The sequence below is a fragment of the Alteromonas sp. G4i13 genome (assembly GCF_054960505.1).
Genome location: NZ_JBHNYX010000006.1, coordinates 37,804 through 54,515 on the forward strand (window position 1 = coordinate 37,804; position 16,712 = coordinate 54,515).

The following is a 16,712-nucleotide window of genomic DNA, read 5'->3' on the forward strand; positions in this document are numbered from 1 at the left end:
ATTTTTTATGAGGAGTTTGGTGTTCTCCGATATAGTTGTTGTCTGTGAATTAATTGTAAAAAATGTGTTGATCTTAAACTTTTGTTGAATTAATGTTCGGAAAGCGCTTTCTTACGCCTGGGTATTCTAGCTTCTCTTTGGGAAAGCCCTTTCTGGCGGCGCGTAAGGTTCACAACACATATAAAAGCCACTATTAAAGAGAGATAGACCGTGACACAAACAACACCAAATAAAAGCAAGATCGCAGCAAGTTTGTCATTGATACTCGGGACCGCTTTGAGTAGCGGTGTGATGTCATCTGCGACGGCGCAAGAAACAGAAAAAGACATAGAAGTTATTCAGGTATCAGGTATACGAAGTAGTGTTCAAGAGTCGATGGGTATCAAGCGTGACTCTGCTGGTGTTGTTGATGCCATCTCAGCAGAAGATATTGGTAAATTTCCTGATACTAACTTAGCAGAGTCACTACAGCGTATTACTGGTATTTCAATTAGTCGGAATAATGGTGAAGGAAGCCAAGTCACAGCGCGTGGTTTTGGACCTGACTTTAATATGGTAACGCTGAATGGACGTACGATGCCTGGTTCTGCGTTACCTGGTGGTGGCGGAGCAGCAAATTCTCGCGCCTTCGATTTTTCTGACCTTGCTTCTGAAAGTGTTAGAGCGGTTGAAGTGTACAAAACAGGTAGAGCGAGTATTGCAACTGGGGGGATTGGGGCTACGGTAAATATACGAACAGCACGTCCCTTTCAAGCATCTGACAATGGCATTACCGCAAGTGTAGGCGCAAAAGCACTGCATGATACGACTAACCGTGTAGGTGATGATGTTACGCCTGAAGTATCTGGCTTCATCAATTACCTCAATGATGACAATACCTTTGGCGTTACGTTTACCGGTTCATTCCAACAGCGTGACAGTGCTGCACAAGGTGCGTTTGTGAACGAGTGGCGCGTAAATCCATTTGATGGCACGGTGCCCCAATCACCTGATCCAGCGAACCCAGATAGCGGTGACCCAATTGTGCTGAACAACGCACCAGCCATGGGACAGCTTTTCGCCATTCCCTCAGATTTACGTTATTACATGGCAGACCGAGAGCGTGAAAGAACGAATGCACAGCTAACGTTCCAGTTTGCTCCTTCAGAAAAAATGACGGCCACGCTTGATTACACCTATTCAAAGCAAGACTTATACGAAGCTCGAGCCGAGCAATCGATATGGATGGATGATAGGTACTTCACCGAACTAACCTTTGATGATGAAACGGTAAAAACGCCAGTATTGATAACTCAAGAACGCCGAGATTTGCTACCTCGTGATCTAGGCTTGGCGCTTCAAGAACTAAACCAAGTCAACGAAAACAAGTCGATCGGCTTAAACCTTGAGTACTTCGTAAATGACGAGCTAACTCTAGTCTTCGACCTTCATAATTCGACGGCAGAAGGACGCCCAGATGCGCCCTATGGAACGTGGACAAATCTTGGTTTAGGCGCAAACGTAGTTAAAGGGCAAGGTGTCGATTTCAGAGGCGACTTCCCTATTATGTTCGTCGATTTTGACGATGAAGCTCGTGATAATCTTAACGGTAATGGCGTGCTTGACCAAGATGACGTAGGTACATCGATATTGGACATGAATTTCTCGTCGCAAGACACCGAAATTACTCAAGCTCGTCTTGATGGCTCTTACGTTATGGATACCGGAAGCATTAACTTTGGTATTGAGTCACGCTCAATGGAGAGCACATCGCTCCAATCTCTAACCCGCCACACCATGGGCAACTGGGGAATTGAGAACCCGGGTGAGCTTCCTGCTGGTTCGTTAACACCGCTGGATTTGGCGAGTGAGTTTAGCGATTTCAATACTGAGGGGATGTTCTCTCAGGGCTTTACCGGTAGCGTTGCGCAAATTGGTGCATTTGCTGCTCAAGAATACGGTTTTGATTTTCTTGCCAACAACCCGTTTGCAACTAACCGTACTATTGAAGAAGACATAACAGCGGTTTATTTCGAATTGGATTTATCTGGCGAGTTAAACGGCATGGAGTACAACCTGTTGGCAGGTGTACGCTACGAAAATACCGATGTAACTTCAATTGCAAATATAAGTTTACCTAGCGGCATTGCGTGGGAAGGTAATAATGACTTCAACGTCCGCTTTGGAAGCGACATGGAAGATGTTGAAGTTGAATCAAGTTACGACCATGTACTTCCTGCATTAGATTTCGATATCGAAGTTGTTGAAAACATGATTGCGCGATTCTCTTACAGTAAGACAATAGCGCGACCCACGTACAACAACTTGAGCGCCGCTGCGACAGTATCGCCTCAAAGCGGGCCGACAATTCTTACTGACAGCATTACCGCCACCGCGAGTTCAGGTAACCCATCGCTGATACCATTAGAATCAGACAACCTTGATCTTTCATTCGAATATTATTTCGATGAGACAAGCTATGTGTCGGTTGGTTTTTACGATAAGCGTGTTAAGAACTTTATCGGTAATGAACAAGTTGAAGAAAATATCTTTGGGTTGAGAGACGTTACCAATGGACCGCGTGCAGAGGCGGCTCGCGCTGAATTAGAGGCGCGTGGTATTCCAATTAATGACACGTCATTGTTTAACATGGTTGCTGCGATGGAAAACGGTATCGAGTATGACTCGTTGACTGACGAGCAGTTTGAGCAGCAATTCGATGTGCTGCCCAATAGCGAAGATCCGTTGATTACCTTCATTAACTCTAAACCTGTTAACAATAAAGCGGCGAATATTTACGGTTTCGAACTTGCTGCGCAGCACTTCTTTGGTGATAGCGGCTTCGGGGTACTGGCTAACTACACCACAGTGCAAGGTGATATTGGTTTTGATAATGACGCAAATCCATCGATAACTCAGTTTGCCCTTGTGGGACTAAGTGACACAGCAAACCTCATCTTGATGTATGAGAAAGATGCTTTGCAAGCGCGTATTGCCTACAACTGGCGTGATAAGTTCCTTGATACAACCTCTCAGTACATTAATGAGCCGGGCTATACCGAAGACTATTCACAAATAGACTTCAATGTTTCTTACGACATCACTGAAGATCTTACGGTGTCATTTGAAGGGATAAACATCACAGATGAAAATATCCGTAGACACGGCAGAACAAGTGCTATGTTGTGGAAATTAGATGAGCTTGGCGCTCGCTATGCACTGGGAGTTCGCTACAAGTTTTAACGATTGGGGTGTGTTTACCCGCTAAAGTGCTTAGGGTTGCGCTTTAGCGGGTTTTTTTGTCATAGTGCTGTTTGAATAGTAACCAGAAAAACGACTGAACATGTTTGTAGAAGTGCAGTGGGGCATATCGTGGTTCTTAACGTATGAGTGATAACGAAAGTCATAGCAGTATGCATCGGGTCGTCATTGTCGGTGGTGGTACGGCTGGGTGGCTTGCAGCAGGGATACTTGCCGCAAAACTAAGCGCGAATCACACCGTTACCTTGATAGAGTCACCCAACATCCCTTCTTTAGGTGTGGGCGAAGGCTCTTGGCCGTCACTGCGCGATACCCTTCTTGATATTGGTATTAGTGAAACGGAATTCTTAACGCTGTGTCATGGCGCTTTCAAGCAAGGCTCCAGCTTTGTTAATTGGCGTAAAGGCGGGCACTGCTATTATCATCCATTTACCGTTCCAACAGGCTACAACGAGCTCGATATTTATACATGTTGGAAATCAATCGCACCAAACACATCGTACGAAGATGTGTTTTCGTTACAAGCCGCCATGTGTGCCGCAGGCAAGGCGCCAAAGCAAATTGCTACGCCGGACTACGCCCATGTGCTCAATTACGGTTACCATTTCGACGCCACAAAGTTTGCTGAGCTGTTAAAAAATCATTGCGTAGACAAGTTAAATGTCGCTCACGTCGTTGGTCATGTTGACAGTGTTCACTCTCATCAAAACGGAGATATTGAAAGCGTATCAACAAAGGACGGGAAAAAAATAGTTGGCGATCTATTTATTGACTGTTCAGGCCACAGCGGCCTGCTCATCAATAAACACTTTGCTATTCCTTGGATACCCGTTAAGCGCACAATGCTCAATGATCGCGCTGTTGCGCTTCAAGTGCCTTATTCAAACGAAGATGCTGAAATAAAAAGTACCACAGTGGCCACTGCACAAACCTGTGGGTGGACGTGGGATATTGCGTTGCAGCACCGCCGAGGTGTAGGCCTAGTTTACTCTTCTCAATTCACAGATGAAGATCAAGCAAAGCAGGTGCTGATTGACTACGTTCGTGAACGTTACCCTAGTGCACAAGATGCAGAGCTTTCTTTTCGTACACTCTCCTTTGAGCCTGGCTATAGATCACAGTTTTGGGTAAAAAACTGTTTGAGCTTAGGTATGTCTTCGGGGTTTGTTGAACCGCTTGAAGCATCAGCCATTGCTATGGTCGAGCTTGGCTTACGTATGCTCTGTGAGGCTTTTCCGCAAAACAAAGCACACATGGAAATAGTCAGTAAGCGCTACAACTCGCGCTTTGCATATCGCTGGCAGCGCGTTATCGACTTTCTAAAACTACATTATGCTTTAAGCGATAGAGAAGAGCCGTATTGGTTAGCGCAAAGAGATAAGGCGTCCATACCCGATTCTCTCGCTGAATTGCTTGAACTGTGGAAGTATCAAAGCCCTTCACGCTTAGATCTTATCGAGAACGAAGAGATTTTCCCCTCTGCTAGCTATCAGTATGTACTATATGGAATGGGCTTTTCTTCTTCTACATCGCCTTTACGGCTAAATGAAGAGCATAAGCGTAAAGCAGTTCACATTCGCGAAACCTTACAACAAACTAAAAACGCTTATCTGCAGGGATTGCCGTCTAACAGAGTTTTGCTCAATGATATTGCAAAGCGCTACAGCAACGAAAAACAACACGTGCCCTCGCATGCTCAACGTGAAAAGAACGAGCACGCTTCAGCTTCGAGTTGTAATGACATAAAAAATACTTCAGATAAAAAGGACACCTCTTATGACCGTATCGGGTTTAGATAGCAGTAAAAATCAAACGCCCGTTAAGAACGTAGTCATTGCGGGTGGCGGTACTGCGGGATGGATGGCGGCCACAGCGCTGTCACGGCTTTTGGGTAAGTCAATAAACGTTACGTTAGTCGAGTCGAAAGATATTGGTATTGTAGGTGTGGGCGAGGCGACTATTCCGCCTATTAGAACATTTCACAAGTTGCTTGGCATCGACGAAAAAGCATTTATGCGTGCCACACAAGCCACGTTCAAACTGGGTATTGAGTTTGAAAATTGGCGTGAACAAGGTCACAGCTATATTCATTCTTTTGGTATAACCGGAAGAGAGTGTTGGGCTGGCGAGTTTCACCATTTTTGGCTGAGGGCTAAAGAATACGGATTTGGTGGTGAATTTGGTGATTATTGCCCGGAACTTATTGCCGCTAAACAGAGCAAGTTCGCCACATCAGAAGCCATGCCGCTTAACTTTGCCTATCATTTTGATGCCGTTGCTTACGGTCGATTTTTAAAGTCTCTAGCGTGTGATGCTGGGGTAACTCACAAGGAAGGAGATATAGAAAAGGTCGTAGTATGCCCGCAATCAGGCAACATCCAGTCCCTTCGATTAGCAAGCGATGAAGTCATAGATGGCGACTTTTTCATAGACTGTACAGGCTTTAAAGGGCTGCTTATTGAACAAGCCCTTCACACCGGTTACGACGATTGGCGACACTATCTTTTCTGCGATAGTGCGGTAGCTATGCAAACTGAGCTTACAGCCCCACCTGTGCCATACACCAAAAGTGTGGCACATCAGGCCGGTTGGTGCTGGCAAATACCTCTTCAAGAACGAATGGGTAATGGATTGGTATTTTGTAGCCGATTTATGAGCGATGAAGACGCCATCAATACACTTAAATCGCAGGTGACAGGCGCGCCCATTAATGAGCCGAGAGTGATTCGTTTTACTCCTGGAAAACGCAGGCGTGGTTGGAATAAAAACTGCGTGGCGCTAGGGCTATCCAGTGGCTTTATTGAGCCTTTAGAGTCGACCAGTATCCATCTAATCATGACTGGCCTTATACGCTTAATGCGCCTATTCCCTTTCGATGGCATAACCCAAAGCGCAATCGACGAATACAATAATAAGTTTGATAGCGAAATGTCGGCCATACTCGATTTTATTGTTATGCATTACAAGGTGACACAGCGCGAGGACAGCCCCTTTTGGCAGCAGTGTCAACGCATGGATATTCCGTCTTCTCTTAAACATAAATTGGATTTGTTTGCTGAATCTGGCCGTGTATTTTTAGATGACGGAGATATTTTCCGTGTTGATTCCTGGACCCAAGTATTAATGGGCCAAGGCATGACACCTAGCCAGTATCATCGTGTTGCCGATGAGATGAGTGAACAGTCACTTAAGCAGTTTATGGCAGGATTAAAGCAGCAGGTGGATAATCACGTGGCTAAACTCCCCTCGCATGAGGCCTTCTTAACACAGTATCTGAAATGAGTTATTAGAAGCGTTAGATGTTGGCGGCAGGTAGCGCGTCAACAGTGACTCAAGCAGCTCGTAACTGACGAGCTACCAAACGCCCTACAGAAGTATCAAACCCAGCTAGAAAGCTGGGCTTGGTGTTAATTATTGAATGAGTTAGAGTCTGCTTTTAATTACTCAATATTCTGAATTTGCTCGCGCATCTGCTCAATCAGGACTTTAAGTTCAACCGCCGATTGTGTGATGTCGGTGCTGATAGACTTTGAACCTAACGTGTTCGATTCGCGGTTAAACTCCTGCATCATGAAATCAAGACGGCGGCCTACTGCTCCACCCTTCTTAAGGATATTGCGGGTTTCCTTAACGTGAGCATTTAGACGATCTAACTCTTCTGCCACATCTACTTTTTGCGCCAGCATGATCATTTCTTGTTCAAAACGGCCTGCATCAAGTTCAACCTTTGCCTCTTCAAAGCGGGTTTGCACTTTTTCTCGCTGCCACACCATGATTTCAGGCATACGTGCGGCCACTTTTTCAGCTTCCACTTCAATGGCATCTAGGCGCTGTGTGATCATACCTTTAAGGGCTTCCCCTTCGGTAGCGCGGGCACTAATAAAATCGTTAAGTGCTTGGTCGAACGCGGCCATTACGTCAGCGTGGATGGTGTCCATATCGGCCTCTTCCGCTGCGATTACCCCAGGCCAGCGCAAAACGTCTAGCGGGTTAACCCCCGTGGATTGGCCATGGGATTGCACCCAGTCAGCGGCGTGAAGCACTTGCTTAGCCAACTCTTCGTTTAAGCTTAGCTTAGTTACAGCAGCATCGTTGGCAGTAAAACGCAGCGCACATTCGACCTTACCTCGAGCTAGCTTTTTACGGAATCGTTCACGTAAAACCGGCTCCAATGAGCGAAACTGCTCCGGCAGGCGAAAATAAGTTTCTAAAAAGCGTTGGTTGACCGAGCGTATTTCCCACACGGCTGAGCCCCACTCTTTTTTGGTTTCTACGCGCGCAAACGCTGTCATGCTGTAAATCATAAATATCCTTTAAATTTAACTGAAAGCCTGCAAAAACAACCCGAACATCGTGTTGTATACGTGAATATCTACAGCAGGTTTTCTTGTATTTTGTATATTAGCGCACATTTACGTAATTCAATAAGCAAACATGTAAAGTTCGTTTTTAACGGCCGCGGGTATTGCGTTATACTTAGGCGCAATTTCGTAGCTACATCGAATTTATAGGTTTTGACCGCGAACTGGGCTTTCTATTCACATATCGCCAATAAAACCTGTAAAACGCTACCCTTTTTTAAGCACTTACGTTGTGGAGAACACTATGCGTCCAAGCGGCAGAACCGCCAGTCAAATTCGCCCTGTTACAATTACTCGCCAATACACTTGTCACGCAGAAGGCTCTGTTCTTGTAGAGTTTGGTAACACTAAGGTGTTGTGTAATGCGACGGTAGAAGAAGGTGTGCCACGCTTTATGAAGGGCCAAGGGAAAGGCTGGATTACAGCTGAGTACAGCATGCTTCCACGTGCTACCCATACGCGAAGCGGCCGTGAAGCGGCGCGCGGTAAACAAGGCGGCCGCACGTTAGAGATCCAGCGTCTAATTGCGCGTTCACTACGCGCAGCGGTAGATTTAAAACTTCTGGGTGAAAACACCATTACGTTGGACTGCGACGTTATTCAGGCCGATGGCGGTACGCGCACAGCGTCAATTACCGGTGCGTGTGTAGCTCTTGTTGATGCACTTACTTACATGCGTGCGAAAGGCATTATCAAAACTAACCCGCTTAAACATATGATTGCCGCCCTTTCAGTAGGTATTTACGAAGGTACGCCAATCGCTGACCTTGAGTACACCGAAGACTCTGAGGCAGAGACAGACATGAATATCGTGATGACCGAAACCGGCAAGCTGATTGAAGTTCAAGGTACTGCAGAGGGCGAACCGTTCTCGTTTGAAGAGCTTGACGAGATGCTGAAAATTGGTAAGCACGGTTTACGTGAACTGTTCGACATTCAAAAAGCGGCGCTAGCGTAAGCGAGTCATCGACACGTAGTTAGAACCAACGCGTAAATTAGAAATTAAGAGGTCATCATGAAAGCGTTTCAGCGTGATTTTATTGAGTTTGCCATTGAACGTGGCGTACTGAAATTTGGCGAATTCACTTTAAAGTCAGGCCGCGTTAGCCCGTACTTTTTCAATGCAGGTTTGTTTAATCGCGGTGGCGATTTGGCTAAGTTGGGGCGTTTTTACGCTGATGCGTTAATGGACGCTGGCGTTGAGTTCGATGTACTTTTTGGTCCAGCCTATAAGGGCATTCCTATTGCGACTACTACCGCAGTCGCACTGGCAGATAGCCACAATCTTGACGTGCCTTATTGCTTCAACCGCAAAGAAGCGAAAACCCACGGTGAAGGCGGTAATCTAGTTGGTAGTCCACTAGAAGGTAAGGTTATGCTGGTGGATGACGTGATCACTGCGGGTACGGCTATTCGCGAATCGATGACCTTAATCGAGCAGCAGCAGGCTAGCTTGTCTGGCGTGCTGATTGCGCTAGACAGACAAGAGCGCGGTAATGGCGAACTGTCAGCTATTCAAGAGGTCGAGCGCGATTTTGGCACTCAGGTTATCTCTATTGTATCGCTTGCCGATGTCGTGGCTTATCTGACCGAGAAAGGCGGGTTTGATAGCGAAATCAGCGCCATTAACACCTATCGTGAAAATTATGGCATCTGATTTTGACAGCGCATTTAGCGCGGCTAGTCAGCATTTAGATGCGCTAGGATTGCGTTGCCCAGAGCCAGTAATGATGGTGCGTCTGAATATTCGAAAGTTGGCCGATGGGGAAACTTTATCGGTCACGGCTGACGATCCCTCAACGGCCAGAGATATTCCTAGCTTTTGCCGCTTTATGGACCACACGCTGGTTGCGTCTCAAACCGAGACCATGCCTTACCAATACGTTATTAAGAAAGGGCGCGCTTGAGCGCCTTTTTTGTTACTGTTTCTATTCGCGACCGCTAGCAGCCTGCAATAAAAGTTGCTTCAAAACCTGCTTGCTTCGCGAACAGGTACAGTGAATATCTGTCATGTGTAGCACTTCACCATTAAGCATTTTTTGAAGTACAGAAGCTCTAACGTTTAATGAGACAAAGCCGTCTTCGCTTGAAATTTGTTTCGACGCCATAACTATCTCCTTTTATCTAAAGTATTTAATGCACGGCCACAGAAGCGAGTCGTTTGCTTGCTTGGGGGACATAGGTTTGCTCAAGGGTATGCTGAATGGCCGCGATTAGCCTGCATATAGAAGGATTGGTGGCATGCAGGGGTAATATGGCAATAAGCTGTTGCTGACATTCTTGTAAAATAGCGTGAGATTCTCGCTTCCTATGTTCTTCGGCAAGCAGAGAAGATAAGTACATTCCCATAGTGGAAAAAGCGAGTACGTCTTCTTGAACTACACTGACTTTCTGCAAAGAGGTAGGCTGAAGCGCATTAAGGATAACCTTTGCGGCCTCAAAGGTCTGATAGCCTAACTCTCTCGCATAATCCAATCTACCCTGTTGATGGGCTTGCTGCGTCTGCGCTTGCATAGCATAGCGATGCTGTCGCGCGTTTGAAGGGTTTAGCTGTAGCCACTTTTTGTAAACTGGGCATAGCCGCTGAACATTCATATAAGCACCTCCTGTTTTTTATTACATTAGTGCAAATAAGAATCATTATCAAATGTAAAGTTCAAAAAATCTATTGGGTTGATTTGATATTTACGTTGTCGTGAACCAACGGCATCGTTTGTTTCGCCTATTAAGTGCTTTGAGTCACTAGTACAGGCAAGCTTATTGGCTGATTAAATTTGAAAGCCACCATAAAAGAAGCACTGCAACTGTGATAGCAATAACCGCTTTCATTTTGTAGCGCTTAATGAGCTGCTCAGCTTTGTCTCCTGTGTAATACACCACAGCTGCGAGCCCAAAATAGCGAATTGAACGTGCAATAACAGTGGCTAAAAGAAAAAGTGGAAGTGAGTATTGGGTTGCACCTGCCGCAAGCATCGCAACCTGAAAAGGAATTGGGGCAATACCTAAGGTCATCACAAACCAAAAGCCTTGATTCTGCATTTGTTGTTTAACGCTTTCGAACTGTTCTTGGCTAAAAAAGGTATCGATAACCCACTGGCCAACAAGGTCAAAAAGGTAATAGCCGAGTGCATAGCCGAAGACTGCGCCAATCACGCAGCCTACGGTGGCCATTAATGCGATTTTCCATAGCGACTCTCGCCTGGCTTGCATCAACGGCACCATAACAGCTTCTAGTGGTATGGGAACAATGGTTGATTCTAAAAATGAGGCAAGAGTGATGCCCTTTAACATATGCTTAGAATCGACAAGTTTTTTGGTTTTGTGCTTAACCTTTTTACCTAGTTCCATGTAATCCCTACCACTTTATTTTCTCTACTGCTTGTAAACAACTCCGTCTTTCATCACAAAAGACACGCTTTCCATAAGCGATATATCGTCAAGCGGGTTGCCTTTAACCGCGACAATGTCAGCCAGTTTTCCTTCTTCTAGGGTGCCAAGAATATCGCTGATGCCTAGTAAGCTCGCGCTATTCACGGTAGCACTTAGCAGCGCGTCGGCAGGCTTCATACCGGCTTCAATCATTAATGAGAACTCTTGCGCATTGTCGCCGTGGGCTGATACACCACTGTCTGTACCAAAAGCAATTTTTACGCCTGCTTTATGCGCTTGTTCAAAGGTATTTTGGATAAGCGGGCCGATAGCGGCAGCTTTCGGGCGCACCAATTCCGGAAAGAAGCCATCAATTTTGGCTTTGTCTGCTACAAACTTTCCTGCCAGTATTGTTGGTACATAGTAGGTGCCGTGCTTCTTCATTAATTTGCGGATTTCGTCATCCATATAAGTGCCGTGTTCGATAGAATCTACACCGGCTTCAATAGCCCGCTTCATGCCTTCTTTCCCATGAGCATGCACTGCTACTGTCATACCGTAGTCTTTTGCCGTTTCAACAATTGCTTCTAGTTCATCGGTCATGAACTGCGGGTTTTGGCCGCTTTTGGCAACGCTTAATACACCGCCGGTTGCCGTAATTTTGATCAAGTCCGCGCCATCTTGGTAACGAGTTCTTACTGCTTCACGGGCTTCAGCTTCGCCATTAACCACACCTTGCTTAGGGCCTACGTCTGGGCGAAGTAAATGAGATAAGCCGTTACTTGGGTCGGCATGTCCACCTGTAGTAGCAATAGATTTAGCAACGGTATAAATACGCGGGCCTGTTGCATAGCCTTTACTAATAGCGTTCCTTAGCGCAACGGTTTCGTTGTAGCCATCCCCTAAGTTGCGAACCGTGGTGAAGCCCGAATCTAACGTAATCTTAGCGTAGTTCGCTGCCCGTAATGCATAGTCGGCTTCATTTAGTGAAAAGCGCTCCAGATACGTTTGAGGCCCACCATGTTGAGAAGACAAATGAACATGCATGTCCATCAGACCTGGCATAACGGTTGACGTCTTCAAGTCGATGACAGTATCGCCTTCTTGGGCTTCAGCAAACCCCTTTTTTACCGCTTTGATCTTGTTGTCTTCAACAACAATAGTCACATTTTCCTGAAGAGAGTTTGATGTGCCAGTAAACACTTTTCCTGCATGAATCAGCGTGTCGGCTACAGTGGAAAAGGGCGATGAGAGTAAGGCACTGGCAACAGCCAGCGTAATCAGAGGCTTTTTCATGATATAGGTCTTCTTGTTGATTGTTTTATAGACTATATCGAATGTAATGCAGTCAGAGGTATAACGCAAAACAAAGCGCTGTTAACGGTGCTTTATTGAAGATGAATTACGTTTTGATATGTTCGAAGAGACAGAAGCAACAAAGTAGGCTAGTTGCTTACTTCACCTAAAATAAAGGTGATGCCGTTTGACTGAATACTAAATTGCGTGCCGGCTTCATCCGGTTTTTCATCAGCTTGTTCAAGCAGTTGATAATAGGCATTTTGATGTAGTCTTGCCCACAAGTTTCTGCGAACGCATAGGTAGGGAATGGGCGTTGCCTCTGGATCTTGTATGGCTTTAGGCGGAACGCGAAGTTCGAGCTGATCAGCACGCTCTAACCTTACAATGTCGCCTGTTTGTGTGGTAAACACATAGGTGCTGTCACTTGCTGATTCACCCTGTTCTCTATGCCATTGAGTTACAAGAAAAGGTGTGTCTTCAACGGTAATGCCTACTTTCTCTACGGGAGTAACTAAGAAGTACTTGTCACCTTCCCGCTTTAACACCGAAGCAAAAAGCTGAACCAAGCTTGCGCGCCCAATTGGACTGCCTTCATAAAACCATCTTCCATCAAGCGCTATAGTTAGATTAATGTCACCGCAAAAATCGGGGTTCCATTGTTCAACAGGAGGTAAAGGGCGCGCTTTTGACGACGTGCCCTTAAGCTGCTGCTGAAATCTAGTTAGATCCACGCTCTTCAACCAATACTTTCAGTTCGCGTAGCTTTGCCTTTATGCGACGCATGTTATCTGGGCCAGTACGAAGAAGTTGTTTCTGTGGCTCGTTTAAACTCTCTAGACGATCATCAGCATACTTGTAGGCGACCGAGTCGGTGTAAACCTCTACAGGAACCGGCACTTCAGGTGTATCAAGAAGCTGATCAATCGCTTCAAGCAATACGCTGTTGAAGTCTTGGTCAGGGCTTCCAATTTCGGCGTACTTCGCCTGAATGTCGTCTTTATAAATACCGTATATGTTAAGCAGTGCTTCGTTATTGAATGACTCCAACATATCTACGTATGGTGTATAACGTTTATAGCTTGCTGCATCAATCCATTGCTTGCCTGCTTGAGAGTATACGCGGAAGTTCTGCTCAGGTGGCGTTAGTAACTGGTGATTAGGCGCCATTTCATCATTTGCTAGATTCGTAACCGACACCACAAAGCGTTGAATTAGACCTTCGTCAACCAGCATGCGGTTAACGGTTTCTTCGCTCGCAGACGAACTCTCAATAAGTGAAGCTTTCACAGCAGGATCGCTGGTATCCAGAGGTTCCGGTTCTGGTTCAACTGGCTCAGGAAGCGGCTCAACCTCGTCTTTTTCTTCAAGCTCTACTGTTGGGGCTGGCTGAGTAGGCTCAAATACTTCAGGCTCTTCTGGCGTAGTCACTTCAGGTTCAGTCACTTCGGGCTCAGGAGTAACTACAGGCTCAGGCTCATCGTCGCTGGGCCAAAACACAACAGCCAGAATAACAACAAGAAGGATGCCTACAATGATAAAGTGTGGGCCTAACGATTTCTTTTCCGACGATTCGCTCATAATGACTCCGCTACAAAACTATCCTTTTGGTAATACTACCAGAGATAACACCCAAATTTAGAAAATCAATCAAGAGAAATGTTCCCTTAGATTGTAAATTCCTTATTTTGAACACTTTTTAACGTAAAAAAGTCACTTTCCGATTTCTTTTTATACAAATTTAGTGGAAAACCCTCATTTTTTCTTCTCATTCACATTCGATATTATGTAAATGCAAAAATTATTTTTAAACAAATGTTTAACAAATTGGGTTTGTGTACTAATGTGTTGATTAGTCATTGAAAAGCAAATGCTAGCTCGTTGATATCTATAATAATTAGTGAATATTTCGAGCCTCACGACCCCGTTTCAACTTAAATGTGCCCTTATAGGATAATTAGCGTGAGTAAATTTAGACAGTATCACCCTAAATTACACCGAGCAGTAAAACGCTACAGTGTTATGCAGCATCTAATCATGCTGGGAGTAATGCTTTATCTCCTTTTAAATATCAATAACTTGTCAACTAAGCATCAGATCATTGCTGTAGCGACTGTCATTGTTATGAGTATACAAAATGGCTTTATACTGTCTAAAGCGAAAGTCGCTTTAGCTGTTGAAGGCCCTAGGTTGCTGGTATTTCCATTACTATGGATTGCTTCTGGAATGGGAACGGCGGCGTTCCTATACAGTGCCTGCTCTCTTGCATCCTTACTGGTGTTGGCAAATGCAGTACGGTTTAAAAACCATCGACCTCCGCTAGATCTATCTAATGAACCTGAGCACCTTGCCTAACGTATATATTCTGCTTTTTAGCCCTAACTTCCATCATTAAATAAGAATATAGGGCGTGCAAGGTGCATACTTGGTTCATGAGGTAGAAAAATGCAGAAGTTCTATTTTCGAGATATTGAAGAGTCGCCAACCGCGATAGATTATCTGGAAGTTCAGTCGTATGAGATGAATGTTTACCTGGTTTATCTCACTATCGGCAGTCAAAGTGGCATGCTTTACGACAACAAAGATAAGCCCATGCGTTTTTTTAGTGCCGGCCACATTCGCGAAGCCTTCGCGCATTGTCATGTTCAGCAGGCGGTGATGAAGCACGATACGCCTTACGATGAAATGATTGGCAACCCGCCAAAAAGTAAAGAGCAGATGGCGTTACCGTTCAGCATGGATTTGCCTTACTAGACTGTTGTACGAGTGCTATAGGCTCTTGAAGTGGGTCCTATTTGAGTTCTGTAAGGTTGCAGCGCAACGTTTTCACAGTAAAACATGGCACAGCACCGCAAAACCGATCCAAACGATATATAAGCTGCGTAATAAGTAGTTTCTTACTCGCTTAACACACCAACGAAGTGCAGGTTATAGATTCAGCCATGTGCCTGCTGCCTTTCGCATATCTACTTTAGCTTTCAATCGTTTAGCCAACAGAAATAAGCCACCTAGCTTCCTGTGTATAAACAGGGCATCTACTGGCGGCGTATGCCAAAAATTGTGCTCCATAGTCAGCGCCATTCCCTTTTCGTGAAGCCTTGCAATGAGATCGCTTTGGCCAAAGTCATAAGCGCCCTCGCAGCGAATCGCTTCACACGCCTCCATACCAATGTTTATGACGGCGTCGACTTGCGTTTGAGAGTGGCTTTCGTCAATTAATCCTATGCGAAACGCGGCTTGCTGCATCATCGCTCTATCGTTGGCTGCGGCGCTGTTGAGTAACGCTTGATACTGAGCTGAAATGGCGTCAGGCACATCCCGTGTAGCACCAAAATCTAACAGAACGATTTCTTTTGTATCGGGTTTAAACCGATAGTTGGCTAAGTTAGGGTCGCTTTGCAGCAGCTTAAAATGAAAAATTTCATTAAAAAATAAAGTCATTAGCGCCGTCATCACAGCATCTCGGACGTCCTGAGGCTCATTTAATAGCGCATCTAAGTCTTGCGCCTCTATAAAATCCATCGCTAACACGGTACTGGTGGTAAGGGGAGCAAAGGTTTGCGGGATGACAAACGCATTATTCCCTTTACATAGGATGTCGGTGCTTTCAACCAGCGCGCGATAACGGTTGAGCATGTCAGCTTCTCGCACGTAATCAGCTTCTTGGTGAAGCTGTGTTTTCGCCTCTTGTAAAAGTGGGTTGATATCTAATGATTTGGGTACCAAGCCAGTAAGTCTTATAAGTGTAGCTACGTTGTCTACATCGCTATCTATGCTTTTTTTCACGCCAGGATACTGCACTTTTACTGCTAACATCCGACCGTCCATCGTAACGACTTTATGCACCTGACCAATAGAGGCCGCAGCTATAGGGGCAAAGGAAAAGTAAAGTAAGTCATGCTGCCATTTTTCGCCCCAAGACTGATTCAACGTGGCAATTAACTGGTCTTTTGGCATCGGGTCAGCGTCGTCCCGTAATCGCCCTAAAATTACCGCAAGTTCTTCGGGGAGAAAATCTCCTGCATCCATTGAAATAAGCTGCCCGAGCTTCATAGCTGCACCGCGCATACTGGCAAGCTGATCTGCAATGTTTGAAATGTTTTTGGGCGTTAAGAGCAGCGAAGACAACGCGGGCTTCTCGCCCTTTAACAGTTGCCCTGCACCTTGTGATACTACGTTACCTGCAATTCTACCTGCCAATGAGCCCAAGCGGCCTATGCGCGATAAACGCGACGACGGTACCGCTCTACTAGAACGGGTTGGTGATTCAGCGGATTTATTGGGCTTCTCTGCCATAGGCTCACTCAGTTTTATTAAAGACGAAGGGGAACGTTTGGTTTGTTATTGGCTAAACATAACCTAAAAAAGTAACTAGAGTTTATAAATTATACTGTCGGACAAAACGTCTGGATCGGGTTTCCAGCTCAAAGTCATTGAGGATCTGTT

At 45.4% G+C, this 16,712-nt stretch carries 16 protein-coding genes; 8 read left to right on the top strand and 8 right to left on the bottom strand.

Going from position 1 to position 16,712, the window contains the following annotated elements; translation table 11 throughout:
* Window positions 1-291 precede the first annotated feature (291 nt).
* From ACFI6J_RS04185 to ACFI6J_RS04195, 3 genes are all read left to right on the top strand, one after another.
* A complete protein-coding gene (locus tag ACFI6J_RS04185) occupies window positions 292-3,222 on the top strand; it encodes a TonB-dependent receptor (protein ID WP_014977831.1) in 2,931 nt (976 codons plus the stop codon).
* Window positions 3,223-3,365: 143 nt separating this feature from the next.
* Window positions 3,366-5,039 carry a tryptophan halogenase family protein gene (locus ACFI6J_RS04190; protein WP_014977830.1) on the top strand — a complete coding sequence of 558 codons (1,674 nt, stop codon included), beginning with the start codon at window positions 3,366-3,368 and terminating at the stop codon, window positions 5,037-5,039.
* Window positions 5,017-6,522 (top strand): tryptophan halogenase family protein, encoded by a 1,506-nt coding sequence (locus ACFI6J_RS04195; protein WP_156079075.1) that lies wholly within the window; start codon window positions 5,017-5,019, stop codon window positions 6,520-6,522. Before ACFI6J_RS04190 ends, ACFI6J_RS04195 begins: the two co-directional genes overlap by 23 nt.
* 158 nt (window positions 6,523-6,680) lie before the next feature.
* Here the strand turns inward: ACFI6J_RS04195 and ACFI6J_RS04200 are convergent, their stop codons facing one another.
* Window positions 6,681-7,544, bottom strand: coding sequence for a YicC/YloC family endoribonuclease (locus ACFI6J_RS04200; protein WP_039221292.1), 864 nt, complete (start codon window positions 7,542-7,544; stop codon window positions 6,681-6,683).
* A gap of 301 nt (window positions 7,545-7,845) precedes the next feature.
* Between ACFI6J_RS04200 and rph the strand changes: the two genes are divergently transcribed.
* Genes rph through tusA form a run of 3 tightly spaced genes read left to right on the top strand, consistent with a single transcriptional unit; the run spans window position 7,846 to window position 9,508 of the window.
* Window positions 7,846-8,559, top strand: coding sequence for a ribonuclease PH (gene rph / locus ACFI6J_RS04205; RefSeq protein WP_014951432.1), 714 nt, complete (start codon window positions 7,846-7,848; stop codon window positions 8,557-8,559).
* A gap of 57 nt (window positions 8,560-8,616) precedes the next feature.
* On the top strand, window positions 8,617-9,258 hold the full coding sequence (gene pyrE, locus ACFI6J_RS04210) for an orotate phosphoribosyltransferase (protein WP_039221293.1): 642 nt from the start codon (window positions 8,617-8,619) through the stop codon (window positions 9,256-9,258).
* Complete coding sequence (tusA, locus tag ACFI6J_RS04215; RefSeq protein WP_014951430.1) at window positions 9,248-9,508, top strand: sulfurtransferase TusA; 261 nt, start codon at window positions 9,248-9,250, stop codon at window positions 9,506-9,508. The genes pyrE and tusA overlap by 11 nt, the downstream gene beginning before the upstream one ends.
* A gap of 21 nt (window positions 9,509-9,529) precedes the next feature.
* On the opposite strand, the gene ACFI6J_RS04220 is transcribed toward tusA, so the two are convergent.
* From ACFI6J_RS04220 to ACFI6J_RS04245, 6 genes are all read right to left on the bottom strand, one after another.
* Window positions 9,530-9,709: a hypothetical protein gene (locus ACFI6J_RS04220; protein WP_014951429.1), complete on the bottom strand. Its 180-nt coding sequence runs from the start codon at window positions 9,707-9,709 to the stop codon at window positions 9,530-9,532.
* Between the two features lie 25 nt (window positions 9,710-9,734).
* Window positions 9,735-10,196 (bottom strand): hypothetical protein, encoded by a 462-nt coding sequence (locus ACFI6J_RS04225; RefSeq protein ID WP_014951428.1) that lies wholly within the window; start codon window positions 10,194-10,196, stop codon window positions 9,735-9,737.
* 162 nt (window positions 10,197-10,358) lie between these two features.
* A complete protein-coding gene (locus tag ACFI6J_RS04230) occupies window positions 10,359-10,949 on the bottom strand; it encodes a YqaA family protein (protein WP_458730816.1) in 591 nt (196 codons plus the stop codon).
* Between the two features lie 24 nt (window positions 10,950-10,973).
* Window positions 10,974-12,266, bottom strand: coding sequence for an amidohydrolase family protein (locus ACFI6J_RS04235; protein WP_462555344.1), 1,293 nt, complete (start codon window positions 12,264-12,266; stop codon window positions 10,974-10,976).
* Between the two features lie 149 nt (window positions 12,267-12,415).
* Window positions 12,416-13,000, bottom strand: coding sequence for a DUF1285 domain-containing protein (locus ACFI6J_RS04240; RefSeq protein ID WP_202941495.1), 585 nt, complete (start codon window positions 12,998-13,000; stop codon window positions 12,416-12,418).
* The gene (locus ACFI6J_RS04245) at window positions 12,987-13,847 is read right to left on the bottom strand and encodes a DUF3014 domain-containing protein (RefSeq protein ID WP_014977825.1); all 861 of its coding nucleotides are present in this window, start codon (window positions 13,845-13,847) and stop codon (window positions 12,987-12,989) included. Before ACFI6J_RS04245 ends, ACFI6J_RS04240 begins: the two co-directional genes overlap by 14 nt.
* A 381-nt stretch (window positions 13,848-14,228) precedes the next feature.
* Here ACFI6J_RS04245 and ACFI6J_RS04250 point away from each other — a divergent pair, with 381 nt between their 5' ends.
* Window positions 14,229-14,621, top strand: a complete 393-nt coding sequence (locus tag ACFI6J_RS04250; protein WP_014951423.1) for a hypothetical protein — start codon at window positions 14,229-14,231, stop codon at window positions 14,619-14,621.
* A gap of 90 nt (window positions 14,622-14,711) precedes the next feature.
* Window positions 14,712-15,020, top strand: coding sequence for a DUF6482 family protein (locus tag ACFI6J_RS04255; RefSeq protein ID WP_014951422.1), 309 nt, complete (start codon window positions 14,712-14,714; stop codon window positions 15,018-15,020).
* Between the two features lie 174 nt (window positions 15,021-15,194).
* Here ACFI6J_RS04255 and ACFI6J_RS04260 read toward each other — a convergent pair whose 3' ends face one another.
* Window positions 15,195-16,562, bottom strand: coding sequence for an ABC1 kinase family protein (locus ACFI6J_RS04260; RefSeq protein ID WP_462555342.1), 1,368 nt, complete (start codon window positions 16,560-16,562; stop codon window positions 15,195-15,197).
* Window positions 16,563-16,712 lie beyond the last annotated feature (150 nt).